Below are 26,399 nucleotides of genomic sequence, written 5' to 3'. Positions count from 1 at the left end.
CGTTGCTCACGGCTTTGACGCTGCTCGCCCTTCTCATCTGGTGCGGGATGATTTTCTGCCACGGCCGCTTCTGGCAGGCGGGGCCCATCCTGCCGCCTGTGCCGGTCGGGCTGCGGCTGCCCGCCGTCGATATCGTCGTCCCGGCGCGGGACGAGGCCGAGACCATCGGTGCTGCCATCGGCTCGCTGACGCGGCAGGTGCTGCCGGGCGCCCCGGCCGTACGGGTCTTTCTCGTCGATGACGGCAGCAGCGACGGCACGGCCGCTATCGCCCGCCAGGCGGCCGAAGGGGCTCCCAATCCGCTGACCGTCATCACGGGTGCGGACAAGCCGGCCGACTGGAGTGGCAAGCTATGGGCCGTGCGCCAGGGTGTGGCGGCCACCGCCGCCGACCTCATCCTGCTCACGGATGCCGACATCATCCATGATACGGACCATCTCGCCCGCCTCGTCGCCAAGGCCGAAGGCGGCCGCTACGACATGGTGTCCGAGATGGTGCTGCTGAATTGCGAGAGCGTCGCCGAGCGCGCTCTGGTTCCGGCCTTCGTCTATTTTTTCCAGCTGCTCTATCCCTTCGCGAAAGTCGATGACCCGCGCAGCAAGGTGGGCGGTGCGGCCGGCGGTACGGTCCTGATCCGCCGCACGGCGCTGGAGCGCATCGGCGGTATCGAGGTGATGCGCGGCGCGCTGATCGATGACGTGACGCTGGGCAGGGCGGTGAAAAAAAGCGGTGGCCGGACCTGGCTCGGACACACCACGCGGGCGCGTTCCATCCGCCTCTATCCGCATTTCGCCGATATCTGGGCGATGATCGCGCGGTCGGCCTATGTCCAGCTGGGCTTCTCGCCGCTCAACCTGCTGGGCACCGTTCTCGGCATGCTGCTGGTCTGGCTGCTGCCGCCTGCGGTCGCGATCTTCGGCCATGGTGCGGCGCGCGCCTACGGGCTGATCGCCTGGGTTCTGATGGCGGGCAGCTATGTGCCCAGCATCCGCCGCTATCACCTGTCGCCGCTCTGGGGGATCTTCCTCCCGCTCATCGCCCTGTTCTACATGGCGGCCACCGTCGGCTCGGCCGTCAATCACATGCGGGGGCGAAGCGTGATGTGGAAGAACCGGGTCTATGTCGAGGGCGGATCGTGAGCCCTGATCTGGCGCCGCCTGACGTGGCGAATGTCGAAACCTGGTCCGGCAAGGACAAGGGGGATGAGAATTTTCCCGTCGGCGTCCTGATCCGTCCTGATCTTCGCCGTCATGTCCATGCCTATTACAATTTCGCCCGCAATGCGGACGATATCGGCGACAGCCCGGATCTGCTGCCGGCGGAGAAAATCGCCCGGCTGGACCATATGCAGGCGGTGCTGCTGGGCGCGCGCGTCGGCGGCTCCCCCAGTGCCGCCGCCCTGCGGACGACACTCGCCGAAACCGGCGTCGATGCGCGCGTGGCGACCGACCTCCTGGTTGCCTTCCGGCAGGATGCCATCAAGACGCGCTATGCGAGCTGGGATGAGCTTGACCAATACTGCCGCTTCTCCGCCGTACCCGTCGGCCGCTTCATGCTCGACCTGCATCGCGAATCGCCTGAGACCTATCCGGCCGCGGATGCCATCTGCACGGTGCTGCAAGTGCTGAACCACCTGCAGGATTGCCAGAAGGATCTGGCCCAGCTGGACCGCTGCTATCTGCCGCTGGACCTGATGGCGGCCACGGGTGCCACGGTCGGAGATTTGGCGGCGAGCGCCGCGACGCCGGGCCTGCGCCAGGTCTTCAACGCCCTGCTGGACCATTGCGACGCCTTGAACCGCCAGGGTGCCGCTCTGCCGCGCCTGGTCCGGGACCGGCGGCTGCGGGTCGAGCTGGGGGTGGTCATCAAGCTCTGCCGCCGCCTGGCCGCGCGCCTGCGCCGTCAGGACCCCATCGCGGGCCGTGTGAAACTGACGAAAATTGACGCAGCCGGCGCTTTGCTCGGCTCTCTGGGTTATGCGCTATGAGCCTTGCTAAACTGCCTGTGCCTCCCCTGGGCGCCCTGCCGGGCGATCTGGCAGAGATCGAGTCTCTGGTCCGCCGCTCCGGCTCCTCCTTCTATTGGGGCATGCGCATGCTGCCGCCCGATAGGCGCGCCGCGGTCTATTCCATCTATGCCTTCTGCCGGGTGGTGGATGATATCGCTGACGAACCCGGTGCCTTGGTCGCCAAGCGCGAGCAGCTGGACGGCTGGCGCGACCGCGTGAACGCGCTTCTTGAAGGCCGCACGGATGGTCCGCTCACGCGCATGATGCTGCTCTCCAGCCGCGCCTTCGACCTGCGGGCGATCGACTTCCTGGCCATCATCGATGGCATGCAGATGGATGCCGAGCGGGAGATCGTGGCCCCGCCGATGGCGGTCCTCGACCTTTATTGCGACCGGGTGGCGAGTGCTGTGGGACGTTTGTCGGTGCGCGCCTTCGGCGATGCCTCGCCGGCCGCCGACCGCGTCGCCTATTGCCTCGGCCGGGCGCTTCAGCTGACGAATATCCTGCGGGATGTGGGCGAGGATGCCGAGCGCTCGCGCCTCTATCTGCCGCGCGAATGGCTGGCGGAGGAGGGCGTGCCGCCCAATCCGCAGGCGGCGCTGAAGTCACCCGGCCTGCCGCGCGTCTGCCAGCGTATCGCTTCCCTTGCCCGCGACCATTATGCGGGGGCCGAGGAGGCGATGGCGGTCTGCAACCCGCAGGCCATGAAACCCGCCCGCATGATGGCCGCGCCCTATAAGGCGCTGCTGTTGCGGATGGAACGCACGGACTTCCTGCGGCCGACCGAACGCGTCAGCCTGCCGAAATGGCAGAAGGCCTTGTTCGGCCTGCGGATGCTGACAGCTTGAGCGAAGCGCGCCGCGTCCATGTCATCGGCGCCGGGCTCGCGGGATTATCCGCGGCCATGGTCCTGGCCGAGGCGGGCAGGGCGGTCACTGTGCATGAGGCCGGCCCCCAGGCGGGCGGCCGCTGCCGCTCCTATTTCGATCGCGAACTCGGCTGCCGCATCGACAATGGCAACCACCTGCTGCTCTCCGGCAACGCAGCGGCCATGCGCTATCTGGACCGCATCGGGGCGCGGCAAACCATGGTGGGGCCCGCGACGCCCATCTTTCCCTTCATTGACCGGGCGGATGGCACCGCCTGGGTGCTGCGCCTGGATTCTGGGCGCATTCCCTTTTGGATTTTCGATTCCCGCCGCCGCGTGCCGGGCACCACCTGGCGCGACTATCTGTCGCTCCTCCGCCTGCGGGCTGCGAAGGGTTCGGTCGCGGCGGCCATCGGCAGCGCCGGTCCTGTCTATCGCCGCCTGCTGGAACCGCTGACGATCGCGGCCCTCAATACCATGCCGGAGGAGGCCTATGCGCCGCTGATGCAGGCGATCGTCGCGCAGACGCTGGGTGCCGGGGGTGCCGCCTGTCTTCCTCTGGTCCCGGCCGAAGGGCTGTCGGAGAGTTTCATCGATCCGGCCCTCGTCTGGCTCGGGGCGCGGGGTGCCACGGTCGGTCTGGGGCGCCGGATGCAATCCCTGACCCGTGACGGCAATCACATCTCCGTGTTGCATTTCAGTGACGGCGCTGTGCCGCTCGCGCCTGGCGATGCCGTCGTCCTGGCGGTGCCGGCCCCGGTCGCGGGCGCTTTGCTGCCCGATCTGACGGTGCCGGAGGCCTTCGAGGCGATCGCCAATGTCCATTTTCAGGCCACGGCTGCGGTCGGCGAAGCTCCCTTCACCGGCATCGTCGGCGGGCTTGCAGAATGGGTCTTCGTCAAGCCTGGCATCGTTTCCGTGACCATCAGCGCGGCCAACCGCTGGGCGGACATGCCCAATGCGGAGATGGCGGCGCGCGCCTGGGCCGATTGCCGGGCGGCGTATCCTGAATTGCCCGCGGCACTGCCCCCGCACCGCCTGGTGCGAGAGAAGCGGGCAACCTTTGCGGCTACCGCAGCGCAGCAAAAACGCAGGCCTGCGGTTAATGGTGCGGGACTTGCAAACCTTGCCCTGGCGGGCGACTGGACCGATACAGGTCTGCCGTCAACGATCGAGGGCAGTATTCTTTCCGGCGAATCTGCCGCCCGCCATCTTTTGAGGCCCGTATAAAGCAACGATGCCGCACGATATCCAAATCGACACCGCAATTGCGACCGAGGACCTGGCAAGGGCGATCGAACGCGCCGAGGGCGCGCTCGCATGCCGCCAGAATAGCGACGGCCATTGGGTGTTCGAGCTGGAGGCTGACGCCACCATTCCGGCGGAATATGTGCTGCTGGAACATTATCTGGACCGCATCGACCCAGCGCTTGAGCAAAAGATCGGCGTCTATCTCCGCCGCATCCAGGGCGAGCATGGCGGCTGGCCGCTCTATCATGGTGGCGAGTTCAATATTTCGGCGAGCGTCAAAGCCTATTTCGCCCTGAAGGCGATCGGTGACGATATCAATGCGCCGCATATGGCGCGCGCTCGCAAGGCTATTCTGGCGGCCGGCGGCGCGGAACGGACGAATGTCTTTACCCGCATCCAGCTGGCTCTGTTCGGGGAAGTGCCCTGGCGCGCCGTGCCGGTGATGCCGATCGAGATTATGGGCCTGCCGCGCTGGTTCCCCTTCCATCTGCTGAAAGTGAGCTACTGGTCGCGCACCGTCATCGTGCCGCTTCTGGTGCTGATGGCGCTCAAGCCGCGCGCCCGCAATCCACACAACATTCATGTCGCCGAGCTGTTCGCGACCCCGGCCGAGCAGATCACGGACTGGATCAGGGGTCCCTATCGCAGCCAATGGGGCCATGTCTTCAAGCTCATCGACGATGTCCTGCAGAAGGTCGACCCGCTGGTGACGCAGGCGCGCCGGCAGAAGCATATCGATGCCGCCGTCGCCTGGGTGCAGGAGCGTCTGAATGGCGAGGACGGGCTGGGGGCCATCTACCCGGCCATGGCCAATTCCGTGATGATGTTCGACGTGCTGGGCTATGACCCGAGCCACCCCGATTTCGCCATCGCCTGGAAATCCGTCCAGAAGCTCGTCACCGTCAAGGACGGCGAGGCCTATTGCCAGCCTTGCCTGTCGCCGATCTGGGATACGGGCCTGGCAGCGCACGCCATGGCAGAGGCCAAGGGGCTGGGTGCTGCGGAAGTGGAGCAGGCGGCCAATTGGCTGCTGAGCAAGCAGATCACCGAACTGCGCGGCGACTGGGCTGAGATCAAGCCCGATGCGCCGCCGGGCGGCTGGGCCTTCCAATATAATAACGACTACTACCCGGATGTGGATGATACGGCGGTCGTTGGCATGCTGCTGCACCGCAACGGCGATGCCGCCCATGGCGCCTCCATCGAACGCGCCCGCGCCTGGGTCATCGGCATGCAGAGCAAGAACGGCGGCTGGGGCGCTTTTGACGCCGACAACAACCACGACTTCCTGAACCACATTCCCTTCGCCGATCACGGCGCCTTGCTTGACCCGCCAACCGCGGATGTGACGGCGCGCTGTGTCTCCTTCCTCGCCCAGCTCGGCCATGCCGAGGATCTGCCCGTCATCGCGCGCGCCATCGAATTCCTGCGCGCCGATCAGGAGAAAGAGGGCTGCTGGTTCGGCCGTTGGGGTACCAACTACATCTACGGCACCTGGTCGGTCCTATGCGCGCTCAACGCGGCCGGCGTGCCGGTGGATGACCCCATGGTCGCGCGCGCGGTGGATTGGCTCATCTCCAAGCAGCGGCCCGAAGGCGGCTGGGGCGAGGACTGCGCCAGTTTCGAGGGCGCGCCGAAGGGCGAATATCATGAAAGCCTGCCCAGCCAGACCGCCTGGGCGGTGCTCGGGCTGATGGCGGCGGGCGAGGCCGATCATCCCGCCGTCGCCCGTGGCATCGCCTGGCTGGCCAGCGCCCAGAAGGAAAACGGCGAATGGGATGAGATGCCCTACAACGCCGTCGGCTTTCCGAAGGTTTTCTACCTCCGCTACCATGGCTACCGGCTGTTCTTCCCGCTGATGGCCATGGCGCGCTACCGCAACCTGTCGCAGGGCAATTCGCGCCAGGTGATGTGGGGCTTCTGAGGAAGCCGCCTATCGCGCGCAGGTGGGGATTGGCACTACGGGCTGCATCGCCAGGTCATCGCCTTTCGGCACGATATCGACCCTATATCTGAACCAGGTTTTGGGATGCAGTTTGCCGGCCGGGGCGCGCCAGCCGGCATAGGTCATGGATAGGATTGCACCGCGGCTTTTGGGCGGCCCAGCCGTGGCAGTGAAGTCGTAACTCTCGCAATCGGTGTCCGAGTCAAGATCCATCCCCTCCCAGGGAAACCCTCCGCCGCCAAAAATCTCGCCCAGATAGCGTGGCCTTGAACGATCCAGCCGCATGACATCAATGGTGTCGTTGCAGGCTCCCATCCCGCACCATTCGGTCGTTGCCAGATAGAGTGGTGCAGCGTCGAAATGCCGCACAGCGCTGCCGCCATTGGCGGGCACGCCGAACGCGCCTGAATAGAAGACCTCCGGCCACACATCCTCTTTCCGCCACAGCTGGCCCTTATGCTGCAGATAGGCGACGGCAGTGGCCCCCGCGTAAAGATGACCAATCTCCTGAATGGTCTCGTTCACGATAAGCGCCCATCGCGCAGGTCCGAGCGGTATGAGCCGTTCAGGCGTCAGCTGCACAGTAATGGGCCAAGGTGCGCTCTCACCGCGCGCAATTCTCCCGACGAATGTGGGCAGGAACGTCTGCCGGATGAGGGGCGGGGGATGTCCGAAGGCCGCCAGAAATGACGCGTCAAGGTCCGCCTGGGACGCGGCTCTGGCCATGCCTGTGGCAGCCAGCAAGCTCACGGTGACGGTCAATACCGACAGCCTCAACCAGGAGATGATCCGGGGTGCAAGGCACATCCACCGCGATAAAGCCATTGTCAGAACGCATCCCAGTCAGCGCGGGCGATGGGCCGTCGCGGTCCAGGCGATGATAGTCAAATTCGCTTCGTTGCGAAAGCACAATAGTGAACGCCGTCGCGGGTCAGCGCCTGCGGGTGATCCAGATCAGCGGCACCATGATGGCGGTCAGCGCCAGTCCGCCGGCGACGATCCCCGCAGGCGTCGTGCGGGCCGCGGCCGACAGCGTGACCCAATCGCCGATGCGCAGCGTGATGCTGGCGCGCAGCTCCTCCGGGTGGGTGGCCGCCCCCTGCGGTTCCGGCAGGTCAGCGCTTTCGGCCTGATCCTCGGTCTCCACCGCATGCGTCTTGCGCTTGTCACCCATGGACCATCTCCTCCTCTTCGGCATCTGCTGAGGCTGGCGGCGCCTTGGTCCGCCGCGCCGTCAGCGCGTCCAGCGCATCCGCATTGTCCCGCCCCCAGGCATAGAGCAGCTCGATCGGCTGCACGAAGCGCTTGCCCAGCGGTGTCAGGGAATAATCGACTGCCGGCGGCACGGTGCCATAGACGCGGCGGCTGACGAGGCCTGACGCCTCCATGTCGCGCAGGGTCTGCGTCAGCATCTTTTTGGAAATGCCCGGCAGGCTCCGCAGCAGCACGCCATTGCGGGCCGTGCCGCCATGCTGCGCATCCAGCACATGCAGGATCATGCTCGTCCATTTGCTGGCGAAAATCTCCAGCACGCGGCGCGGCGCGCAATCCTCCCGCCAGTTGTCGTCGATGGATGGTGCCGTCATGGTTACCTCTGGGTATCTATGTCCCGCTTGGGTGCCTTCTAGATGCCCGCGCGTCATCTGACTATGTGGAAGGCCAGATAGAGTTTCAGGAGGCGTCATGACAGACCAGGCTTTGATCGCGGGCGTAAGCGGCATTATCGGCGGTGCGACCGCTGAAGTGCTGATGGGGGCCGGCTGGGCGGTGTCGGGTCTTGCCCGCCGGCCGGAAGGCCCGGCCGGCATGGCCAAGGTCGCGGCCGATCTGCTTGATCCGGCCACGCTGAAACCGGCCTTGGCCGGCCAGACGCCCAGCCACGTCTTCATCACCACCTGGCTGCGCCAGCCGACGGAGGCCGAGAATATCCGCGTCAACAGCGCCATGGTGCGCAATCTGCTGGATGCACTGCGGCCGGCGGGCTCCGTCCGCCATGTCGCCCTTGTCACGGGTCTGAAGCACTATCTCGGGCCGTTCGAGGCCTATGGAAAGGGCAGCCTGCCGGCGACACCCTTCCGGGAAGAGCAGGCCCGCCTCGATATCGAGAATTTCTACTACGCACAGGAGGATGAGGTTTTCGCGGCCGCTGCGCGTGACGGTTTCACCTGGTCCATCCACCGCCCGCATACGGTCATCGGCAAGGCCGTCGGCAATGCCATGAACATGGGCACCACGCTCGCCGTCTACGCCTCCATCTGCAAAGCCACCGGGCGGCCGTTCCGCTTTCCCGGGTCGCTCGCGCAGTGGAACAGCCTGACGGATATGACGGATGCGCATCAGCTGGCCCGCCATCTCCTCTGGGCCTCCACAACGCCCGCCGCGGCGAATGAAGCCTTCAACGTGGTGAACGGCGACGTCTTCCGCTGGAGCTGGATGTGGCAGAGGATCGCGGGCTGGTTCGGCATCGCAGCCGCGCCCTTCGACGGCACGGTCCTGCCGCTGGAAATCCAGATGGCGGAAGATGCGGCGATCTGGACCGGCATTGCGGCCGAGCACGGTCTGGTGGAGGCCGATATTCATCGCCTCGTCTCGCCCTGGCATACCGATGCCGATCTTGGCCGCCCGATCGAGGTCGTGACCGACATGTCCAAAAGCCGGCGTCTGGGCTTTACCGGCTACCAGCCGACGGATGATGCCTTTTTCGACCTCTTCACGCGGCTGCGCAGCGAGCGGCTGATCCCCTGAGCCGCCTTCAGGCCGCTACTTGCGCTTACCGTCGTTGATCACGCCGGTGGAGCGCAGGATGCGGCCGACGAGGGAATCGGGTGCAGCCAGCTCGGCCGTGATCTCCTTCAAGGACGTGGCGCCGCCTGGCAGAAGGTTCTGCCACAACGGATGGGTGGCAGCGGCCGGTTTGCGCGCGCCTGCAGCCGGGCGCGCGCGGGGCAGGACATGGCGCGTCAGCCCCCAGCTCTCGGCCATGACATAGGTCGAGGAAATGCCCGCAGGCAGGATGTAGCGGCTGGCGGTGGCTGATCCGCAGCGCGCATCCTCAACCGAGGCTGCCGGGTCGATCGGCGTTGCGTGGCCGAAGCTTGGCACGCTGTAGAGTTCGACTGCAGTCTGGCCGGCAGCGTCCCGCCATTCGGTATGGCGGGTGGCGCCGATCATCGTCTCAGCCGTGGGCGCTTGCGGCAGGCCATGGACATCGGTCCACTGTTTGGCGAGTTCCAGGGCATTGACGGGATTGACGACGTGATCCGCCTCACCCTGCCAGATGGCGATGCGGGGCCAAGGCCCGGGATGGGGCGAGGCCGCGCGCACGCGCGCGCCCAGTTCCACTGGCTTGCGGATACGGCCCTGGCCCATGACGCCGAAAGCCTCCTGCACGCCCGTCGCACTCCCGTAAGGCAGGCCAGCGATGATGCTGCCGCCCGCGAAAAGCTCGGGATAGGCGGCGAGCATGGCGGCCGCCATGCCGCCGCCGGCCGAAAGACCGGTGATGAAAACACGGCGTCCGTCCAGCCTGTATTCGTTCAGCATGAAGCGGATCATCGCGGCGATGGAGGCCACTTCGCCGTCTCCGCGCGTCACATCGTCAGTCTGAAACCAGTTGAAACAGCCCTGGCCATTATTGGCATGGCGCTGCTCGGGCAGCAGAACCGCGAAGCCGAACCGGTTCGCAAGCTCAGACCAGCCAGCGCCCCGGTCATAGACGGCCGCATTCTGCTTGCAGCCGTGCAGCACAACCACCAGAGGCGCGCCGCGCGCCATCCCGTCAGGGACATGGCTGAGCATGCGCAGATGGCCCGGATTGGCGCCGAAATCGGCGGTCTCCATAAGGCTGTGCTCACCTTCGGCTTCGCTGTCGAGGAAGTTTTGCGCAAAGGAATGCGGTTTGAAATTCATCATCTGACTGAAAAAACTATCCTGGCTGTCCAGAAACGCCATGGTGGAGCCTGACTGTAACGGGTGAGGGGCGGCGCCGAGCGCCGCTATTCGTTACAGCGAACATGGTGCGGTGCAGCAATGCGTGCAAGTCCGCATCTGGGTAGCAGCTCTGCGCCCTTCGGCAAGACCGGGAAAGCCTATGCAGCGCAAGCCAATTGGTCAGGAAAATATTTTATGATCGAGGCCTGAGAGGAGAATGACTGTGCCGTCGGACAGGGTGATAAGGTCAGACCCGTGAAGGACGCCCTCGGAGGTAATGGGATTGCCGGCATAGCCTGCGAAGGCGAGACTATCGGTTGCCTTCAGGCCGGTGATGACGACACTGCCGCCGGCATGGCCGTCGATGAAGCCATAGACGTCAGAGCCGCGACCGCCGATCACCGAGGCCGCCCCAGATCCCGCGAGGACACTATCTGCCCCGGAACCGAGGGCGATGATATCCGCGCCGGCGCCGGCAAAGACGGTTTCCGGCCCCGTCCCATACAGTCCGTTGACGGTGGTCGCACCCGCGCCGGCCTGGATCTGTTCACTGGCCGAGCCATTGGCCAGGATCAGCGTGAGGCCACTGCCGCCCGCCAAGGTTGAGGCACCGCTGCCGCCGACGAGGGTGGAGGCGCCCGCGCCGCCGTGGATAAGGCTCGTGCCAGATCCGCCCATCAGAAAGCTCGTGGCGGTGCTGCTGGTGGCGCCATACAGCGTCACCGCGCCGCTGCCGCCCAGGACGGAGACAGCACCCGTGCCGCCGACGAAGACGAGCGGAGAGGCATCGCCCTGGATGGTCGCCGCGGCACTGCCGCCCAGCACGATACCGTCGGGCGCGAGGCCGAAGCTGATCGTGGTGCCCCCTGCGCCGTCACTCTGCAGGCTCAGGCCTGTCGCTATATTGGCGGTGGAAAGCGTTGTGCTGCTCCCGCCCGTGGTGAGCGTGACCTGCCCGTTCGCGGCGGAAACCTGGGTCGTGCTGGTGAGATCGACGCCGGGCAGGGTGATGGTTCCGCCCGCGCTGCCTGATGTCTCGCCGAGTGCCGAGAGCAGCCCGGCGCCGATCGTCGCGCTGCTGTCCTGTCCAAGACCCGCCGCTGAGCCATCGCCGCTCGGCAAGGTCACGCCAAGATCCGAGGCATAGGTCGAGAGGACATGGTAGTCATCGACGGCCGTCGCGAAAATGCCCAGCCAAGCGGAGAGGGCAGCGGCCTTCTCGGTCAGCGTGGTCGCACTCAGCACCTCGTCATAGGCGCCGTCCGCCGTATAGAGCAGCGCCGTGCCGAGATAGGACCCGATGTAATTGGTGACGCCGTAATGGACGATGGTGGGCGACAGCAGCCAGTCGTCATTGCCGCCGGCCGCATAATTGCCGACCGGATCGCCGCGCTCGACATAATTGGTGAGATTGGCGCCGGTGCTGCCCGTGGGAATGTCGCTGGTCGGAATGCCGGGCGTGCCGAAGGTCATGCCGCCAAGGCCGGTTTGCGTCGCCACATATTCGGCTTCCGCCGCACCCAGGGAATGGCCTGCGACGGAGATCTGGGACAGGCTATAGCCCGCTGGCGCCGCGTCCGCGATGACGGTCTGGGTGAAGCTCAGCGCATCGGCGTAGCTGGGCGCATTGACGCCGGCGCTGATCGCCAGATCATCGGCTGTCTGCGCCTGGGTGAAGGTGTCGCTCCCGGTATAGAAATTGGTGCCTTCAAAAACGATGATGATCTGGCCAGTGCCGGTGGCCAGGGCCGCGGCGTAGAACCCTGTCGCCGCATTGTACGACCACAGCGCGCTGCCACCCACGTTGAAGGTGGAAAGCCCGGCCGGCGGGGCAGTGGTGATGCCGTCGACGCCGGACTGGTCATAGGCCCAATCGGACGCCAGCAAATAGTCCGAGATGCTCGGCGTAAGGCTCATGGATTGTGACATGACCGTCCCGAAGGTTCGCTCCGCGACCTTCGCCAGAGCATGTTCTTATTGTTTGTTGGCCAGAATGATACGATATCCGTGATACGTCAATGTCACGGTACCGCCTCGGTCTTTGTGGCTTTACCCCCACGGCGGCGCGACAGCATCCGTTTCAGCTCGCGCGGGTGTGCCACGCCGAGGACGATGCATAGCAGAGCAAAAACTGCCATTCCGCTTCCAACAAGTGACGAAAGCGCAATCAAGCGCACGCTCAGATGATGGGCATAGAGCAGCGGCTGCAGCAGGTGATGCAGGCCGATCAGGGCTGCGCCCATGCCGATGGCGGCCAGCAGAATGCGCGGCAGGCTGCGGCGGCTGCGTGCGTCGAGCGAAAACTGGCGGCGGTGCGCTGAAATCGCCATCAGGCTGCCGGCATTGACCCAGCCGGCGATGGAAGTCGCGAGCGCGATGCCGACATGGGCAAGGCCCGAGAACAGCCCGAGCCAGACCGTCAGCACGATATTCACGGCCATGGCACAGGCCGCGACCTTCACCGGCGTCAGCGTGTCCTGCCGCGCCAGGAAATCCGTGATGACCACCTTGATGAGCACGAAGGCGGGCAGGCCGAGCGCATAGGCGGCAAGGGTGGGTGCCACTTCGGCCACCTGATGCGGCCCGAATTTTCCGCGCTCGAACAGCACATGCAGGATGGGCTGGCTTTCCAGCAGCAGGGCGACCGCGGCCGGCAGGGTCAGCAGCAGCGCCAGTTCCAGTCCGCGATTCTGCGTATGCAGCGCGGCACTATCCTCGCCTTTTCTGATATGGCGCGAAAGCGTCGGCAGAATGGCGGTCGCGACGGCCACGCCCACCACGCCGAGCGGCAGCTGGTTCAGCCGGTCGGCGTAAGCCAGATAGGAGACCGAACCGACGGGTGCCAGCGAGGCGATGGCGGTCGAGACCATCAGGTTAAGCTGGGTCGCCCCCGCCCCGAACACGCCGGGCAGCATGATGCGCAGCAGCCGGCGCAATTCAGGCGTCAGATGCACCCGTCGCGGCATGCCCAGTTTCAGCCCGGCGCGGCGGCAGGACCAGGCGAGCCACAGGCATTGCGCGATGCCCGCCAGCGTCACCGCCCAGGACAGGTTCTGTCCCGTCACCGGATGATAGAGCAGGGCGGCAATAATGAAGACATTGAGCAGGATCGAGGTGGCGGCGGTCGCCGCGAAACGGTCGACTGCGTTGAGCAGGCCGCCCTGAAAAGACGCCAGTGAGATGAAGGCCAGATAGGGAAAGGTGATGCGCGTCAGCTCCACCGTCAGGCGGAAATGCGCGGGGTCCTGATCGAAGCCCGGCGCCACCACATGCAGGATGGCCGGGGTGAAAATTTCACCCAGGATGGTGAATATGGTCAGTGCCGCCAGCAGGCCTGAAAACGTATCCTGGGCGAAGCGCATGGCGGGCTCGCGCCCGTCCCGGGCGATCATGCCGGAAAACAGCGGCACGAAGGCCGCGGAAAAGGCGCCCTCGGCAAAAAGGGTGCGGAACAGATTGGGCAGACGCAGCGCCACGAAGAACGCATCGCTCGTAGCCCCGGCGCCCAGCGCCGAAGCCGTGAGGATTTCGCGCACAAAGCCAAGTACGCGGCTGATCATCGTATAGCCGCCGACGGTCGCGACGCGGCGGAGCAGAGCCATGGGCGTCTTTCATCTTTCAGCGCAGGACGTGCGCCGCCCGGTCACGCCGGACGAGAGGGGCCGGACCTGACTCCTCCGCTGGCTAATGCACGACCGAAGGACCGATCTCAAGCTGCCGCAGCGTCACATCGATCAAGGCCAGGGCCTTGGCGATGGTCTGCGCCAGGGCCTTGGGCTGATCGTCCATCTTGTCGGTCAGCCGCTGCTGCACCGACTGGATCAGTTCCGCGGCTTCCACCGAATGCTGCAATTCCTCGATCTGTTCGCCTTCCAGGGCGATCGCGACATCGAACAGCTCGCTGGCCAGCGCCACCAGACCGGCGGCGGCCGAGCTGGCTTCCTCCGGCTTGTCCAGCAGATCGATCAGGCTGCGCATGTCCTGGATATAGGACCGGAAGACGCGCTCCGTGACGCGATCGGGCAGGGAATGCCAGTCGGGCGCGCGCTCTTCCTTACGCCATTCCAGAAGGATGGCGGCGGCAATGCCCAGCTCGATCCGCTCATCGCGGGCGAAGTGCCGGTTCAGCACCACCCGCCAATCCTCCCAGGCCGGACCTTCCGCGGCGGTCGCCGCAATCACCGCCAGAATGAGACCTTCCGTGGTGCGCCGGCTGCGCGCGCCGAGCGTCGCCAGATACTGCGCGAGACTGGCCTCCAGATCCTTCGGTCCGGCCGCGTTCGTGGCCGTCAGCAGGGCGGCCCAAAGCGCGTCCAGATCGTCGTCATCGCCAATCGTATTGGACCACTGGTCCAGCCCTTCGGCTTCGGCCTCGTCCCTGTCGGCTGACCTGGCGTTCATGCTCTGCTCCTTGCCACTCAATCCCATGGCCCGGTCCAAAGATCGCGGTCAGCCGTGGTATGATGCGCGTTATACGCGTCGATCCCTTTCATAGCCACGAAGGGACCTGGCGAATCATCTGGGACGGCCCGTCCTGGCCTTCAATGTGGCGCCTGATGCAGCGCCCGGATGAAGGCATAGGCGACGACCGGTATGGCGATCAGCACATAGACCCGCAGACTATAGAGCAGCGTCACGGTCATGCGGCTCAGCCGCGCGCGGGGCAGGGGCGCCAGCGATCCGTCTGGGTTGCGCGCGGTGATCATCGGATCAGGTGTCATGAACCGTCATCCTCATCCCAGCAGTCCCGGAAAGACGGTCAGCAGACCGTACAGCGTGCCGACCAGCGAGATCGCGATGACGATGGTGCCGCCCGCCAGATTGGCGATGGCGCCATTGGCAAGGCGGCCCATGATCGCCCGGTCATTGACCAGAAGCAGCAGAAACAGCAAAGCCGGCGCCATCAGCAAGGTCGCGATGACGTTGACCGTCAGCGTCATGGCCAGCAGCGGGGCGCCGGGAATAAGCACGACAGCGCCGGCCACCACGGCCGAGACGATAGCGGCGCCATAGAATAGCTTGCCGTCGCGAAAGTTGAGGTTGAGGCTATGCCGCGCGGACAGGGTTTCGGCAAAGGCATAGGACGAACTGGTGGAGATCGTCATCGCCGCGACGAGGCCCGCTTCGACGATGCCAAGGGCGAAAAGGGTGGCACCGGTCGAGCCGATATAGGGGCGCAGCGCGGTCGCGAAATCGGCACCGCTCGCGAAGCTCGAAATATCGACGTGGTGGCGGAACAGAGGTGCCGCCGCGACCACGGTCGCAATGGCGGCGATCGCCGCAATCAGCGCGCCCACCAGCGTATCGATCCGGCCCTGCGGCAAGTCGGCTTCGACCAGCCCTTTGTCGACGACCGCGCTCTGCTGGAAGAAAATCATCCAGGGGGTCACGGTAGCGCCGATATTGGCGAGGATGAGTGTCACGAAGGCGGTGTTGAAGCCACCCGGCAGCGGACCCCAATGGGCCAGCGCATGAACCAGGGCATGGCCGTCGGGGTGAGCGAGGAGGGCGGCGGGAATGAACAGCAGATTGAAACCTGCCAGCACCATCAGGACCCGCTCCCAGGTCGCGTAGCGGCGAAGCCCGAGCGAGGCGACGATGACCAGAATGCCCAGCAGCACCGATAGCCAGGCGGGCAGTCCGAAATAGAGCCCGCCGGCCTGGATGGCGATGAATTCCGTCACCAGCGTCAGCACATTGCCGAAGACGAGATCGGCCATCGCGAAATAGCCCCAGAAGGGTCCGAATCGCTGGAAGATCAGCTCGGCATGGCCGCGGCCGGTGGCGATGCCAAGCCGCACCGTCATTTCCTGCACGATGAAGGACATCATGAAGGTGAGCAGGATGAAGGGCACGAAGAAGCCGACGCCATAGGTCGCGCCGGTCGTGGCGTAGGAGACCATCGACGGGCCGTCATTCTCGCCCAGCATGACAAGGACGCCGGGCCCCGCGAGAAGCCAGAGCAGCCGCCAGCTGCGTCCGGCGGCCCGGCTGCGCAGCACGGCCAGCCGGTCCAGGGCGCGCAGACGTTCATCATTCGCCAGGGCCATGTCCTGGGCGCCTGCGCCGGCTGAGGTTTCTATCTGCGGCACCTCACAGCTCATCGTGAACCCAGCCCATGCGACACTCTCGTCATTTGATCTGCGTAGAGATAAATGTAGCCAAGGGTACAATTCCGTCAATAGGCTTGGAGGTAGCGCCCAGTCACCGCTATAAGGTCCTGGCTTTACATTGACGTGATGTTCCTCGGGTCGGATAGAAGTCGGATAGAAGAATGTCTGTGAACAAGGCGGGTAGACGCGGCGTGGTGGACGAAACTGCTGACATTCCCGCGGACATGCCCGAGGAACCGACCCAGGCTGAGCGCTTCGGCAAGGCGCGGTCTGCGCGCTCGACCGTGGTGCAGGAAGATTATGTCGAGCTGATCGCCGATTTGATGGCGGCCCATGGGGAAGCCCGCGCGACCGACATCGCCAAGCGCATGGGTGTGACGCATCCGACGGCGCTTAAATGCATCACCCGGTTGAAGCGGGAGGGGCTTGTCACCTCGCGCCCCTATCGCGGCATCTTTCTCACGGAGGCCGGCCAGGAACTGGCCCAGCGCGTGCGCGCGCGGCACCGCCTGATGGTCGAATTCCTGATCGCCATCGGCGTGCCCGCAGAAGCGGCGGAAGCGGATGCGGAAGGCATGGAGCATCACGCATCGGAAGCGACGCTTGCGGCCTTCAGCCGGTTTCTGGGCGGCCACCGGCAGCGCAACTAGGCGCGGCGGCGGCTGCCGCAATATGGCTTGCTATGGAATGGAGAGAGTCTCATGCCGCATGCGATCATCAAGCTTTTCCCCGGGCGCAGTCAGGCACAGAAAGACGCGCTCGCCCGCGCGGTCAATGATGCCATCATCGCAACTCTGGGCAGCAAACAGGCTGCCGTTTCCGTCAGCATCGAGGACGTGACGCCTGAAAACTGGGGCGCTCTCGTCTACGGGCCTGAGATTGCGGACAAGCCGGACACGCTCTTCATCAAACCCGGCTACGATGACCCGCGCTGACCCGCTCCGGCATCGGCGGCCCGCCAAGAGTCCTACGACTTTCTGTGAATTGAAAGAGACGGTGGTGCAGCCGACATGGCAACGTCGCGGCGATGCTTTTGCTTTGTCGCGGCGACGCCATTGGCTAGGTAAGTCGTCGCCTTCAGTGCCAAAGACGGGGAGGGCCGCAAAACCTCCCTGTCGGCGGTGCGCTAGGCACCAGACTGGTTCCAGTTTTGCCATCGATGCACCATCAGACATCCAGCCGGTCTGGATCTATCTGAGGCAACCGCATCTAAACTATTGAAAAAATGGTGCTGCTGGAGGGGATTGAACTCTCGACCTCTCCCTTACCAAGGGAGTGCTCTACCACTGAGCTACAGCAGCGCCGGTGGGCGTGGCGCGCTTCATAGGGGGTCAGGCCGGACGGTGCAACCCCCTGATTGGACAGATTGGGTGGCAGTCGCGCGCTGGGCACAAGACCAGGCGACTGCCGGGGATCGCAGGGTCAGCGCCCCAAATGCGGCTTTGCCAAACCATCGCCGAATGCGATCGGCAGTCTGCGCATGGGAAGGACACGGCAATGGGATACGACGTCAGTCAGGATATCGTTCTCTCACTACGCTGCATGCATTGCCCGCATGTCATGCAGCGCCCGCTCTTCGTATTGATCCCCCTCGACAGCATTGATTGTATGGGATGCGACCGCCCCATTGACCTCCAATCGGGGCTCTATGGCACCCTCGTGAAGAGACTGACCCTTCTCTGCGCTGAGATTGGATAGCTGCCGCCCGGCGCCCGACCTTAATCTCTGTCGCGGCCGTCCTTGTCGAAAACCCGGTGCGTCAGCGTGGCGGAGGGCAGGGTTGAACTCATCACCTCTCCGCGGCGATTGAGACCGATCCAGCCGATTGCCAGAATCACGGCCAAAACTGGAATCGAGCAGACGGTGATGGTGCCGTCTGGATAGTCCAACGCCATGACAACGAGCACGGCCGCGAGAAAGGCCAGGGCAATCCACGCGCTGAAGGGCGCCCAGGGCATGCGGAAAGCAACCGGCTCGTTCTCGCCCCGCCTGATCGAGGCCCGCAGCTTCATCTGGCAGACGACGATGAAGGCCCAGGTGCTGAGCACGCCGATCGAGGCCACGTTCAGGACCAGTTCAAAAACCTGGGCGGGGACAAGGTAGTTCAGGATGACGCCGACCAGATAGACCAGGACGGTCACGGCGATGCCTTTGTAGGGCACGGCATTGGTATTCAAGGCGGCGAGCGCTGTGGGCGCCGAGCCGCCGATCGCCAGCGACCGCAGCACGCGGCCGGTGGAATAGAGGCCCGAATTCAGGCTGGACAAGGCTGCGGTGATGACGATGACATTCATCACGGACCCTGTCCCCTCAATCCCCAGCGTATGGAAGAAGGTCACGAAAGGGCTTTGCCCCGCGTGATAAGCGGTCCAGGGCAGCAGCAGCACCAGCAGCACGACCGAGCCGACATAGAAGATGGCGATGCGCCAGATGACGCTATTGATCGCGCGCGGCAGGATTTTGCGGGCGTCCTGCGCCTCTCCGGCGGCAACCCCCAGGATCTCGACCCCCGCATAGGCAAAGATCACCCCTTGGGTAATCACCACAGCGGGCAGCAGGCCATGCGGAAAGATGCCGCCGTTATGCGAAATCATCGCGAAGCCGGGCGTATGGCCGCCGACATGGGTGCCGGTGCCCAGCACCACGAGGCCGACGATCAGGAACAGCACCAGCGCCGCCACCTTCAGGATGGCGAACCAGAATTCCATCTCGCCGAACCATTTGACGCCGACCATATTGGTGCCGGTGACGATGACCAGCGCGACCAGGGCAAAAACCCATTGCGGTACCGGCCCGAAGACCGGCCAGTAATGCATATAGAGGGCGACGGCAGTGATATCGACGATGCCGGTCATGGCCCAGTTGAGGAAATAGAGCCAGCCCGCGACATAGGACGCCCGCTCGCCCAGGAACTCCCGTGCATAGGAGACGAAACTGCCGGAGGTCGGCCGGTGCATCACCAGTTCGCCTAAGGCGCGCAGGATCAGGAACGCGATGATGCCGCAGGCGAGATAGACGAGGGCGAGGGCGGGGCCGGCGAGTTGCAGCCGGGCGCCGGCGCCCAAGAACAATCCGGTGCCGATGGCGCCGCCCACCGCGATCATCTGGATCTGTCGTTTATTCAGTCCGTGCTTGTAGCCGCCCTCATGAGCCTCCAGCCAGGCCAGTCGGTCCAGATGATCCTGTTTGGCGCTCATGCTGTCTTCCTTCTCGTTGGGCGGATGGCTCGTAAGAGCTTGACTTAAAACCATGTCTTGCGGGCAAACAACGTGAGATGGCTCAAGACGGCTGATCTCGCAGCATTTTCATGCGGCGGCGGTCACGCCGGAAATTGACAAGACCGGGTCCGCGCGTCAGATCCCTGCTCCGTGGACAAGAATGAGCTATCCCAGCCAAGCCTGACGCCCGCCGCGCAGCGCGCCAAAGACGAGCGCGACGCCCGCCGTGCCGCGGCGCTGCGCGCGAACCTGCGCCGCCGCAAGGTGCAGGAGCGCGGGCGCGGGGAAGACCCGCCGCCGCCACCGGCTGACGGCAGCCAGCCGCACAATTGATTTCAACCTGTTTCAGACTGAGCTAGAGGAAGGTATCGCGCGGCCTTGGCCGTGCCCTCTCTTGCGAGTCCCGGAGTCTCTTTTCATGTCCGTCCTGCCCGATCACGAGATCCGCCGCCTGGCCACCGAGCGCGGCATGATCGATCCCTTCGTGGAAACCCAGAAGCGGGACGGTATCGTCAGCTACGGCCTCTCTTCCTACGGCTATGACGCGCGGGTCGCTGAGGATTTCAAGATTTTCACCAATGTCGACTCGGCGGTGGTCGACCCGAAAGCCTTCAATCCGTCCAGCTTCGTGGACCGCAAGACGCCCGTCTGCATCATTCCGCCCAACAGCTTCGCGCTGGCTCATACGGTGGAATATTTCCGTATCCCGCGCGACGTGCTGGTGATCTGCCTGGGAAAGTCGACCTATGCCCGCTGCGGCATCATCGTGAACGTGACCCCGCTGGAGCCGGAATGGGAAGGCCAGGTCACCATCGAGATCAGCAATACCACGCCGCTCCCTGCCAAAATTTACGCGGGCGAGGGCATCTGCCAGTTCCTGTTCCTGCGGGGCGAAGGCGCGCCGGAAGTGAGCTATGCCGATAAGGCCGGCAAATATATGGGCCAGCGCGGCGTCGCACTGCCGCGCATGTAATCGGCTGTAGCGGAGAGAACGGCGCCTTTATGGATCGCATCAGGATTATCGGAGGCCAGCCGCTGTCTGGCAACATCCCCATCGGGGGTGCGAAGAATGCGGCCCTGCCGCTGATGGCGGCAGGGCTGCTGACGGATGAGCGGCTGGTGCTCACGCGCGTGCCGAAGCTCGCCGATATCGCCACCATGGCGGATCTTCTCGCCCAGCACGGCATTGCGGTCGAAACGGCAGACAGCGAAGGGCGCGTGCTGTCGCTCGGCGGCGCCATCACCAATACCGAGGCGCCGTATGACATCGTGCGCAAGATGCGCGCCTCCATCCTGGTCCTCGGGCCGCTGCTCGCCCGCTGCGGTGTGGCGCGGGTCTCGCTGCCCGGCGGCTGCGCCATCGGCACGCGGCCCGTCGATCTCCACCTCAAGGGGCTGGAGCAGATGGGCGCCATCATCGAGCTGGAGGCGGGCTATATCGCGGCGCATACGCGCGGCCGGCTGAAGGGTGCCACCATCATCTTCCCCATGGTCTCGGTGGGAGCGACGGAAAACCTGCTGATGGCGGCAAGCCTGGCCGATGGCCAGACCGTGCTGCGCAATGCCGCGCGCGAGCCCGAAATCATCGATCTCTGCCATTGCCTGACGGCGATGGGTGCCCGTATCGGCGGCATCGGCACCGGGGAACTCGTCATTGAAGGGGTGGAGCGTCTGCACGGCGCGACCCATGCCATCATCCCGGACCGCATCGAGACCGGCACCTATGCCTGCGCGGTCGCCATCGCCGGCGGCGAGGTCGTGCTGCGCGATGCGCGCATCGACCATCTCGGCGCCGTCGCCCGCGTGCTGGAAGAGGCCGGCATCGACATCGCCGAAGTGCCGGGGGGCGTCCGCGTGCGGCGCCGCAACGGCTTGCACGGCGCGGATGTGATGACGGAACCCTATCCCGGCTTCCCGACCGATATGCAGGCGCAATTCATGGCGCTGATGACGGTGGCTGAAGGTGCCTCCATGATCACCGAATCGATCTTCGAGAATCGCTTCATGCATGTCTCAGAACTCACCCGCATGGGCGCGCGGGTGAATGTGCATGGCGCCTCCGCCATTGTGCGCGGCGTCGATCATCTGACGGGTGCGCAAGTCATGGCGACGGATCTGCGCGCCTCATCCTCCCTGATCCTCGCGGGGCTGGTCGCGCGCGGCGAAACCATCGTCAGCCGGGTCTATCACCTCGACCGTGGCTATGAGGATGTCGAAGGCAAGCTCTCGGCCGTCGGCGCGCGCATCGAGCGCATCCGCGACTGATCCCGCGGCGGTGCGTCAGCGGCGCGGCGCCGGCCCGTCGATGGCGCATCGCACATCGGTCTGGCGGAAGTCATCGCCGACGAAAAGAAGCGGGCAATCGCATGAGGTCGCCAGTTCATAGGCGAAGCAGTCGCCGAAATTGAGCTTGGCGGCACTGTTGCGACGGCCCCACCGAACATAGGCGTCGGCGGCCCGCTTTGCCCGCTCGGCATCAAGCGGGATGACGTCCAGGCTTAAGGCGCTGCGCAGGGTTTCCAGCTGCGCCAGCGACCCGGACAGGCACAATATCGAGACCGTCTGTCACATCAGGGGCGGGGCCTGAAAGCGCCGTAAATAGGCTTGGGCGCGCGGCATGGCGTCATGTAGGAATTGACCCGGCTCCCGCAGCCATAGGCCATCATAGGCTTGGGATTTCTCTCCCGAAATGAGAACATCGGGCGGCAGCTGATGAAGGCTGCCGGCCCATCCTGGCCAGCGTCGCTGCGCACCTCGCCAAATATGTTCGATAAAGCGGGGTTTCGACGAATAGCCGTGGTAGTCGAATACCCAGTCACCCCCATCAATGAATACATGATTGCCGATAAATCCGAGGCTCGGCTTTATCCACATCGCTCGCATGTCTGATTGGCCCCAGCGTTCCAGGAATGCATAGGCGAGGACGTGGCATGCACCACAGGCAAAGAATACACGATCGGGCAAAGCCCATTGCATCACGGCATTTTTCTTGCTGTAGCCTGGCGTTATCGGCTGGTACATGCGCGCGGCCTGCTCGTATTTTGATCTTTGCGTTGTTTACTTGAGGCGAAACGTTCTATGTCGCGTGGTTGAAGCGTCCATGCGCAATGGCATCAGGCCACCAGCCATCTGGCCGCCGCGTGAAGCGCGGTGTGGCGAAGACATGGGAAATGGGGAAGGGGTCAGCCGCTGGGTCGTAGGCGCCCTGGCGCATGGCGACAACCGCGCCGACCACGGTGACCGCGCAACCGGCCAGTAACCTGGCTGCCGCCCGCAGCGAAGCGCCGGTGCTTGCCACATCATCGACTACCAGAACCCGGCGTCCGGTCAGGCGCGGCAGAATCAGCGGATCAAGATAGAGCCGCTTGTCAGCGTCGGGCGAGGTGATGGAGCGGATTGGGATGGAGAGTTCGTCACGGTACCAGAACTTCCGAGAATAGCCGAGCGGCACGAAATGGGCATGGCCCAGCCCGCGCGCGACATCGGGTGCGAAAGCAAGGCCAAGCGTCGGCAGGCCGATCACGATCTCCGCTGCATAGGCTTGTGCCAGCCGCACCATCTCCACCGTAATGGCGTCCACCACCGGGAAACTCGCCTGATTGGCAATCAAGGACGCGACGGCCTGATTGGGCGCGGGCAGGGGGCGGATCGGAAGATGCAGCCATTGGGCGCCGACGGCGACGCTGTAGCGGTCGCGATACGGCGGCCCGGCGGCAGGCGCGTCCGCAAAGTCCTGCCAGAAACCGTCCATAATATGCCCCGACCCTCGCTACGCTTCTGGCTATCAGGGCTCGGGCAGGACGTCGATGCCGATGCCGCCCAGCAGAACATGCTGCTGGCTTTGTGTGACCTTCAGCCCGGCGAAGCCAGCGAGGTCACACAGCCGCAGCCCGCTGATCTCGGCGCCGCTGAGGTCGGCGCCGTCCAGGGTCGCTCCGTCCAGAATGGCCTGGAAAAGGTCGGCATCGCGGAAAATGGCGTCCGTCAATCGGGCGGTGGAGAGGTCCGTCTCCCGCAGCCGGCTGCCGGTAAAGTCCGCGCCCGTCAGCGATGCCTCCGCCAGATCGGCGAGTTCGAGATTGCAATGCCGGAACGTCGCCTGGGTCTGAACCAGCTTGCGGCTGACCGCGCGGCTGAAGTCCACCTTGGTGAAACGGGCGCCGCGCATCTGGCATTGGTCGAAGACAACAGCAAAGAGATCCGCCCGCTCGAACTGGGCGAAGGAAAGGTCGCACGCCGTGAAGCGGGCCTGGCGCAATTCGCTCATGAAAAATGTCGCCCCACGGGTCGTCTGGCCAGGCCCGACGAAAACGCAATCGGTAAAATGCGCATCAGTCAGCGGTGTTCGGACGAAGCGGGCGGCAGGCAATTGGCATCGGGTGAAGCGGGCATCGGAAAAATGCGTGTTGGAGAACTGCGCATCCTCAAAACAGCACTCCAGGAACTGCGCGCCTTCAGCATCCAGATCCGCCCAGTCGATATCGGCGAAGCGCATCTGCGTGACCGTCTCGCCACCCCTGAGGCGTTCCTTCAGCTCAGACCTGTCCACGCGCGGCACCTTTCCCCGGTCGTCACGATGACCGAGCAGAGGCGCGCCTGCGGGTCAAGTGCGGGGTCAGGTCCGTCAGCGGGCGGTGCCGTGGCGCAAATAGGATTCGATCTCGCGCTCGAGGCGCTTGCGCTCGGTGATGTCGAGGAAGATCTCGACGTCATAACTCTCGCCATCGATGGTCGCGCGGCGCGCAGAGATGAGGCAGTAAAACAGACGCCCATCCGCGTGGCGGATGGTCGCCTCTTCCTGTGAATAGCTGCCGTGTTCCGCCAGCATCTGCATGCGCCGGTCCCGCTCCGGGCTGTGGATGGCCGCACCGGCTGATGTCATGTCCTGGTCACGCAACGCCTCCCAGCTATAGCCGACGAGGGCCAGATAGGCGTCGTTCACCTGGAGGTAGCGGGCGTGCGGGCCGGCCATGGAAATGCACATTGGCACGGGCGAGAACGTGAACATGTCGAGCAGGAGAGCAACGATCGTGTCCGTCTCAATCACGCCAAACCAATCCTCTCATCGTGACCGAGACAAGGGTTCGGGACATGGACCGGTCTTGCCAGCCGCTATGCCGACGGTCCCCGAGACAGTTTACGCATCAAAACAAATATCACGAAAGGCTGGTGCGCTGTATCATGAAAGGGTTTCAGATTCCTGAGCGCCGCCGCGCATTATCGCCGACCGGCGCTGCCCTCAGCGGAGTGCGAAGCGTTTGACGCTGTGGCTGGGTCCGATCGGGTCCGGCAGATAGCGCAGCAGCCGCGCCTGCCATTGGAATACCGTCTGCGTCGGCCCGCAGGCGGTCTCGGTTGCGACCGTGTGTCCGGTCGCGCCACTGCTGTCCCGGCTGGGGTCTGTCGCTTCGATCCGCAAGCTCGTGTCGCGCGTGTCCATGACCGGAACTTGACGGGCATCGCGTGACGGTGACGTGGCGCAACTGTGTCGAAATCTTGAGAAAACGACCTAAGACGAGATCGTTATACCTTGATACAATTGGAAATGTTGAGGGCGGGAATGGTGGAGCTGAGGGGGATCGAACCCCTGACCTCGTCATTGCGAACGACGCGCTCTCCCAGCTGAGCTACAGCCCCGTTCCCGTCGGCGGCTTAATGCTGGGGTTACGATCCGATGTCAAGCATGCGCCCCCCGTCCGCCCGTTGCATGCAGCCATGCCGCCCGGTAGGGTCCGGCCGCTCAAGAGGAAAAAGCGCTACCCATGGACGCAGTCGTTTGGCTCATCGAAAAGGTCATCAGCCTTTATATATGGGCGATTATCCTGGCCGCCGTGTTCAGCACGCTGGCCTCCTTCGGGGTGCTTGATACCCGCAACCGGCTGGTCTGGACGGTGATGGATTTCCTGGAGCGCGTCACCGCGCCGATCCTCAATCCGATTCGCCGGATCATTCCGTATCTCGGCAATATCGACATCAGCCCGATCATCGCAATCCTGCTGCTGGGCGCGCTGCAGCGCCTGATTGCGGAGCTTTACATGCGGGCGATGATGGGCGGCGGCTTCTGAGCCACCATCCGCGCGGCCACGCTAGAGTCCACGCTCGCGCTTGATGCGGTCCCAGGCCGCGTTCACGCGCGCGGCCCGCTCGGTCGCGCGGGCGACAAATTCCGGCGGCACCCCGCGGGAGGCAAGGCTGTCAGGGTGGTTCTCCCGCATCAGCTTCTTGCGCGCCTCGCGCAGTTCTTCATTTGTCGCCGCCCGCGTCAGGCCAAGCTCGGCATAGGGGTCGCCATCGTCGGTCGTGCGGGCCGCGCGGCTCTGGCCGCTCATCGCCTGGTCCCAGGCAAAACGGTCCAGGCGCAGGCGTTGGTGGACCTCTGCCAGGAAGCGGGTCTCGGCCGCATTCAGGGGACCGTCGGCGCGGGCAATGACGAACAGCGAGCGCAGCACCTCGTCCAGCACCACGCGATTGTCGTCGAAGGCGAGGGCGAGTTCGTCGGCGAAGGGCTCGAAACCGTGCGATGTCGACCGCGCCTCGTCGAACAGCCGTCCGACCAGCGGCACATTCTGCGGCGGCACGTGGAAGGCGCGCTTGAAGGCGTCGATCTCCTGCCGGTTCACCGGCCCGTCGCATTTGGCAAGCTTGGCGGAGAGGCTGACGGCGGCAATCGCGAAGAGCTGATCGCGCTGACCCAGCATGGCGGCGAGGCGCGCGGAATTGAGCGGGGCCGAGGCGGCGCCGAACTGCGCCGGGATAAAGCCCTGGAGGCCCTTCCGAATCTGCGGAATGGCGCCCGAATCGGCCGCATGGCCGAGTGCGGCACCCATGACGGCGCCAGCCGGACCGCCGAAGGCAAACCCCGCGACGCCGCCGATGATCTTTCCCCAAAGCATGGCCGAGGTCTAACACGCTGCGCGCCGGAGGGCGATATCAACAAAAGTGCTCCATCGCATCCGCAGGGTACGTCCGGGTGTGAGGAGGGCGCGGGCCCGGATGCCATCGCCGGGGGCGATGGCATCAATAACGGCCTGTTCGGCGATGCCCTTGGCCAGTATGACGAAACCCT

The 26,399-nt window shown here is 64.7% G+C and carries 29 protein-coding genes and 2 tRNA genes; 12 read left to right on the top strand and 19 right to left on the bottom strand.

The window, feature by feature from the left end; all coding sequences use genetic code 11:
* Window positions 1-2: 2 nt before the first annotated feature.
* The 5 genes from AC3G7M_RS15580 to shc are packed head-to-tail and all read left to right on the top strand — an operon-like array spanning window position 3 to window position 6,051.
* Window positions 3-1,139 carry a glycosyltransferase gene (locus tag AC3G7M_RS15580; RefSeq protein ID WP_489216072.1) on the top strand — a complete coding sequence of 379 codons (1,137 nt, stop codon included), beginning with the start codon at window positions 3-5 and terminating at the stop codon, window positions 1,137-1,139.
* Window positions 1,136-1,987, top strand: coding sequence for a squalene synthase HpnC (gene hpnC, locus AC3G7M_RS15575; protein WP_489213045.1), 852 nt, complete (start codon window positions 1,136-1,138; stop codon window positions 1,985-1,987). Before AC3G7M_RS15580 ends, hpnC begins: the two co-directional genes overlap by 4 nt.
* Entirely contained in the window at window positions 1,984-2,856 is an 873-nt protein-coding gene (gene hpnD, locus AC3G7M_RS15570) for a presqualene diphosphate synthase HpnD (protein ID WP_489213044.1), read from the top strand. Before hpnC ends, hpnD begins: the two co-directional genes overlap by 4 nt.
* Window positions 2,814-4,106, top strand: coding sequence for a hydroxysqualene dehydroxylase HpnE (hpnE, locus tag AC3G7M_RS15565; protein ID WP_489213043.1), 1,293 nt, complete (start codon window positions 2,814-2,816; stop codon window positions 4,104-4,106). Before hpnD ends, hpnE begins: the two co-directional genes overlap by 43 nt.
* A 7-nt stretch (window positions 4,107-4,113) precedes the next feature.
* The gene (gene shc, locus AC3G7M_RS15560; protein WP_489213042.1) at window positions 4,114-6,051 is read left to right on the top strand and encodes a squalene--hopene cyclase; all 1,938 of its coding nucleotides are present in this window, start codon (window positions 4,114-4,116) and stop codon (window positions 6,049-6,051) included.
* A gap of 9 nt (window positions 6,052-6,060) precedes the next feature.
* On the opposite strand, the gene AC3G7M_RS15555 is transcribed toward shc, so the two are convergent.
* The 3 genes from AC3G7M_RS15555 to AC3G7M_RS15545 all read right to left on the bottom strand — a co-directional run bounded on the left by AC3G7M_RS15555 (window position 6,061) and on the right by AC3G7M_RS15545 (window position 7,658).
* Window positions 6,061-6,597, bottom strand: coding sequence for a hypothetical protein (locus tag AC3G7M_RS15555; protein ID WP_489213041.1), 537 nt, complete (start codon window positions 6,595-6,597; stop codon window positions 6,061-6,063).
* A 406-nt stretch (window positions 6,598-7,003) separates the two neighbouring features.
* Window positions 7,004-7,246, bottom strand: coding sequence for a hypothetical protein (locus AC3G7M_RS15550; RefSeq protein ID WP_489213040.1), 243 nt, complete (start codon window positions 7,244-7,246; stop codon window positions 7,004-7,006).
* Window positions 7,239-7,658 carry a winged helix-turn-helix transcriptional regulator gene (locus AC3G7M_RS15545; protein ID WP_489213039.1) on the bottom strand — a complete coding sequence of 140 codons (420 nt, stop codon included), beginning with the start codon at window positions 7,656-7,658 and terminating at the stop codon, window positions 7,239-7,241. The genes AC3G7M_RS15550 and AC3G7M_RS15545 overlap by 8 nt, the downstream gene beginning before the upstream one ends.
* A 97-nt stretch (window positions 7,659-7,755) precedes the next feature.
* Here AC3G7M_RS15545 and AC3G7M_RS15540 point away from each other — a divergent pair, with 97 nt between their 5' ends.
* Window positions 7,756-8,817 (top strand): SDR family oxidoreductase, encoded by a 1,062-nt coding sequence (locus AC3G7M_RS15540; RefSeq protein WP_489213038.1) that lies wholly within the window; start codon window positions 7,756-7,758, stop codon window positions 8,815-8,817.
* Window positions 8,818-8,832: 15 nt separating this feature from the next.
* Here AC3G7M_RS15540 and AC3G7M_RS15535 read toward each other — a convergent pair whose 3' ends face one another.
* From AC3G7M_RS15535 to AC3G7M_RS15510, 6 genes are all read right to left on the bottom strand, one after another.
* Window positions 8,833-10,023, bottom strand: coding sequence for an extracellular catalytic domain type 1 short-chain-length polyhydroxyalkanoate depolymerase (locus AC3G7M_RS15535; RefSeq protein ID WP_489213037.1), 1,191 nt, complete (start codon window positions 10,021-10,023; stop codon window positions 8,833-8,835).
* Between the two features lie 159 nt (window positions 10,024-10,182).
* Window positions 10,183-11,919 carry a beta strand repeat-containing protein gene (locus tag AC3G7M_RS15530; protein WP_489213036.1) on the bottom strand — a complete coding sequence of 579 codons (1,737 nt, stop codon included), beginning with the start codon at window positions 11,917-11,919 and terminating at the stop codon, window positions 10,183-10,185.
* 104 nt (window positions 11,920-12,023) lie between these two features.
* Window positions 12,024-13,604: a murein biosynthesis integral membrane protein MurJ gene (gene murJ / locus AC3G7M_RS15525; RefSeq protein WP_489213035.1), complete on the bottom strand. Its 1,581-nt coding sequence runs from the start codon at window positions 13,602-13,604 to the stop codon at window positions 12,024-12,026.
* An 82-nt stretch (window positions 13,605-13,686) separates the two neighbouring features.
* Window positions 13,687-14,403, bottom strand: a complete 717-nt coding sequence (locus AC3G7M_RS15520) for a hypothetical protein (protein ID WP_489213034.1) — start codon at window positions 14,401-14,403, stop codon at window positions 13,687-13,689.
* Between the two features lie 140 nt (window positions 14,404-14,543).
* On the bottom strand, window positions 14,544-14,723 hold the full coding sequence (locus tag AC3G7M_RS15515; RefSeq protein ID WP_489213033.1) for a hypothetical protein: 180 nt from the start codon (window positions 14,721-14,723) through the stop codon (window positions 14,544-14,546).
* Window positions 14,724-14,735: 12 nt separating this feature from the next.
* Entirely contained in the window at window positions 14,736-16,094 is a 1,359-nt protein-coding gene (locus tag AC3G7M_RS15510) for an NRAMP family divalent metal transporter (RefSeq protein ID WP_489213032.1), read from the bottom strand.
* Between the two features lie 245 nt (window positions 16,095-16,339).
* Here AC3G7M_RS15510 and mntR point away from each other — a divergent pair, with 245 nt between their 5' ends.
* Both mntR and AC3G7M_RS15500 read left to right on the top strand, forming a co-directional pair.
* Window positions 16,340-16,765 carry a manganese-binding transcriptional regulator MntR gene (gene mntR, locus AC3G7M_RS15505; RefSeq protein WP_489216070.1) on the top strand — a complete coding sequence of 142 codons (426 nt, stop codon included), beginning with the start codon at window positions 16,340-16,342 and terminating at the stop codon, window positions 16,763-16,765.
* A 51-nt stretch (window positions 16,766-16,816) separates the two neighbouring features.
* Window positions 16,817-17,050, top strand: a complete 234-nt coding sequence (locus AC3G7M_RS15500) for a tautomerase family protein (RefSeq protein WP_489213031.1) — start codon at window positions 16,817-16,819, stop codon at window positions 17,048-17,050.
* 291 nt (window positions 17,051-17,341) lie between these two features.
* On the opposite strand, the gene AC3G7M_RS15495 is transcribed toward AC3G7M_RS15500, so the two are convergent.
* Together AC3G7M_RS15495 and AC3G7M_RS15490 are read right to left on the bottom strand one after the other, a co-directional pair.
* A tRNA-Thr gene (locus AC3G7M_RS15495) sits at window positions 17,342-17,416 on the bottom strand.
* A 417-nt stretch (window positions 17,417-17,833) separates the two neighbouring features.
* Window positions 17,834-19,312: an amino acid permease gene (locus tag AC3G7M_RS15490; protein ID WP_489213030.1), complete on the bottom strand. Its 1,479-nt coding sequence runs from the start codon at window positions 19,310-19,312 to the stop codon at window positions 17,834-17,836.
* A 171-nt stretch (window positions 19,313-19,483) separates the two neighbouring features.
* Here AC3G7M_RS15490 and AC3G7M_RS15485 point away from each other — a divergent pair, with 171 nt between their 5' ends.
* From AC3G7M_RS15485 to murA, 3 genes are all read left to right on the top strand, one after another.
* Window positions 19,484-19,666 carry a hypothetical protein gene (locus tag AC3G7M_RS15485; protein WP_489213029.1) on the top strand — a complete coding sequence of 61 codons (183 nt, stop codon included), beginning with the start codon at window positions 19,484-19,486 and terminating at the stop codon, window positions 19,664-19,666.
* A gap of 85 nt (window positions 19,667-19,751) precedes the next feature.
* A complete protein-coding gene (gene dcd, locus AC3G7M_RS15480) occupies window positions 19,752-20,306 on the top strand; it encodes a dCTP deaminase (protein ID WP_489213028.1) in 555 nt (184 codons plus the stop codon).
* Window positions 20,307-20,335: 29 nt separating this feature from the next.
* The gene (gene murA / locus AC3G7M_RS15475; protein ID WP_489213027.1) at window positions 20,336-21,598 is read left to right on the top strand and encodes a UDP-N-acetylglucosamine 1-carboxyvinyltransferase; all 1,263 of its coding nucleotides are present in this window, start codon (window positions 20,336-20,338) and stop codon (window positions 21,596-21,598) included.
* 15 nt (window positions 21,599-21,613) lie between these two features.
* Here the strand turns inward: murA and AC3G7M_RS15470 are convergent, their stop codons facing one another.
* The 7 genes from AC3G7M_RS15470 to AC3G7M_RS15440 all read right to left on the bottom strand — a co-directional run bounded on the left by AC3G7M_RS15470 (window position 21,614) and on the right by AC3G7M_RS15440 (window position 24,970).
* Entirely contained in the window at window positions 21,614-21,883 is a 270-nt protein-coding gene (locus AC3G7M_RS15470; RefSeq protein ID WP_489213026.1) for a type II toxin-antitoxin system VapC family toxin, read from the bottom strand.
* Window positions 21,884-21,898: 15 nt separating this feature from the next.
* The gene (locus tag AC3G7M_RS15465; RefSeq protein WP_489213025.1) at window positions 21,899-22,354 is read right to left on the bottom strand and encodes a hypothetical protein; all 456 of its coding nucleotides are present in this window, start codon (window positions 22,352-22,354) and stop codon (window positions 21,899-21,901) included.
* A gap of 55 nt (window positions 22,355-22,409) precedes the next feature.
* Entirely contained in the window at window positions 22,410-23,084 is a 675-nt protein-coding gene (locus AC3G7M_RS15460) for a phosphoribosyltransferase (RefSeq protein WP_489213024.1), read from the bottom strand.
* Between the two features lie 33 nt (window positions 23,085-23,117).
* Window positions 23,118-23,882, bottom strand: coding sequence for a pentapeptide repeat-containing protein (locus tag AC3G7M_RS15455; RefSeq protein ID WP_489213023.1), 765 nt, complete (start codon window positions 23,880-23,882; stop codon window positions 23,118-23,120).
* 75 nt (window positions 23,883-23,957) lie between these two features.
* A complete protein-coding gene (locus AC3G7M_RS15450) occupies window positions 23,958-24,380 on the bottom strand; it encodes a PAS domain S-box protein (RefSeq protein WP_489213022.1) in 423 nt (140 codons plus the stop codon).
* Window positions 24,381-24,572: 192 nt separating this feature from the next.
* On the bottom strand, window positions 24,573-24,773 hold the full coding sequence (locus AC3G7M_RS15445) for a hypothetical protein (protein WP_489213021.1): 201 nt from the start codon (window positions 24,771-24,773) through the stop codon (window positions 24,573-24,575).
* Window positions 24,774-24,894: 121 nt separating this feature from the next.
* Window positions 24,895-24,970: transfer RNA gene (locus AC3G7M_RS15440), tRNA-Ala, on the bottom strand.
* Window positions 24,971-25,095: 125 nt separating this feature from the next.
* On the opposite strand from AC3G7M_RS15440, the gene AC3G7M_RS15435 reads away from it, so the two are divergent.
* A complete protein-coding gene (locus tag AC3G7M_RS15435) occupies window positions 25,096-25,398 on the top strand; it encodes a YggT family protein (protein ID WP_489213020.1) in 303 nt (100 codons plus the stop codon).
* 21 nt (window positions 25,399-25,419) lie between these two features.
* Here AC3G7M_RS15435 and AC3G7M_RS15430 read toward each other — a convergent pair whose 3' ends face one another.
* Window positions 25,420-26,226, bottom strand: a complete 807-nt coding sequence (locus tag AC3G7M_RS15430) for a TerB family tellurite resistance protein (RefSeq protein WP_489213019.1) — start codon at window positions 26,224-26,226, stop codon at window positions 25,420-25,422.
* Window positions 26,227-26,399: the final 173 nt, after the last annotated feature.

It is taken from the genome of Acidisoma sibiricum, assembly GCF_057837225.1.
This window is presented reverse-complemented; position numbering and strand designations above follow the sequence as displayed.

Excerpts from the sequence above, each read along its gene's own strand:
- hpnD (WP_489213044.1), top strand. The coding sequence starts at position 1,984 with ATGAGCCTTGCTAAACTGCCTGTGCCTCCCCTGGGCGCCCTGCCGGGC.
- hpnE (WP_489213043.1), top strand. The coding sequence starts at position 2,814 with ATGGCAGAAGGCCTTGTTCGGCCTGCGGATGCTGACAGCTTGAGCGAA.
- shc (WP_489213042.1), top strand. The coding sequence starts at position 4,114 with ATGCCGCACGATATCCAAATCGACACCGCAATTGCGACCGAGGACCTG.
- AC3G7M_RS15550 (WP_489213040.1), bottom strand. The coding sequence starts at position 7,246 with ATGGGTGACAAGCGCAAGACGCATGCGGTGGAGACCGAGGATCAGGCC.
- AC3G7M_RS15545 (WP_489213039.1), bottom strand. The coding sequence starts at position 7,658 with ATGACGGCACCATCCATCGACGACAACTGGCGGGAGGATTGCGCGCCG.
- AC3G7M_RS15540 (WP_489213038.1), top strand. The coding sequence starts at position 7,756 with ATGACAGACCAGGCTTTGATCGCGGGCGTAAGCGGCATTATCGGCGGT.
- AC3G7M_RS15535 (WP_489213037.1), bottom strand. The coding sequence starts at position 10,023 with ATGGCGTTTCTGGACAGCCAGGATAGTTTTTTCAGTCAGATGATGAAT.
- AC3G7M_RS15530 (WP_489213036.1), bottom strand. The coding sequence starts at position 11,919 with ATGAGCCTTACGCCGAGCATCTCGGACTATTTGCTGGCGTCCGATTGG.
- murJ (WP_489213035.1), bottom strand. The coding sequence starts at position 13,604 with ATGGCTCTGCTCCGCCGCGTCGCGACCGTCGGCGGCTATACGATGATC.
- AC3G7M_RS15520 (WP_489213034.1), bottom strand. The coding sequence starts at position 14,403 with ATGAACGCCAGGTCAGCCGACAGGGACGAGGCCGAAGCCGAAGGGCTG.
- AC3G7M_RS15515 (WP_489213033.1), bottom strand. The coding sequence starts at position 14,723 with ATGACACCTGATCCGATGATCACCGCGCGCAACCCAGACGGATCGCTG.
- mntR (WP_489216070.1), top strand. The coding sequence starts at position 16,340 with ATGCCCGAGGAACCGACCCAGGCTGAGCGCTTCGGCAAGGCGCGGTCT.
- AC3G7M_RS15500 (WP_489213031.1), top strand. The coding sequence starts at position 16,817 with ATGCCGCATGCGATCATCAAGCTTTTCCCCGGGCGCAGTCAGGCACAG.
- AC3G7M_RS15490 (WP_489213030.1), bottom strand. The coding sequence starts at position 19,312 with ATGAGCGCCAAACAGGATCATCTGGACCGACTGGCCTGGCTGGAGGCT.
- dcd (WP_489213028.1), top strand. The coding sequence starts at position 19,752 with ATGTCCGTCCTGCCCGATCACGAGATCCGCCGCCTGGCCACCGAGCGC.
- murA (WP_489213027.1), top strand. The coding sequence starts at position 20,336 with ATGGATCGCATCAGGATTATCGGAGGCCAGCCGCTGTCTGGCAACATC.
- AC3G7M_RS15465 (WP_489213025.1), bottom strand. The coding sequence starts at position 22,354 with ATGTACCAGCCGATAACGCCAGGCTACAGCAAGAAAAATGCCGTGATG.
- AC3G7M_RS15460 (WP_489213024.1), bottom strand. The coding sequence starts at position 23,084 with ATGGACGGTTTCTGGCAGGACTTTGCGGACGCGCCTGCCGCCGGGCCG.
- AC3G7M_RS15445 (WP_489213021.1), bottom strand. The coding sequence starts at position 24,773 with ATGGACACGCGCGACACGAGCTTGCGGATCGAAGCGACAGACCCCAGC.
- AC3G7M_RS15435 (WP_489213020.1), top strand. The coding sequence starts at position 25,096 with ATGGACGCAGTCGTTTGGCTCATCGAAAAGGTCATCAGCCTTTATATA.
- AC3G7M_RS15430 (WP_489213019.1), bottom strand. The coding sequence starts at position 26,226 with ATGCTTTGGGGAAAGATCATCGGCGGCGTCGCGGGGTTTGCCTTCGGC.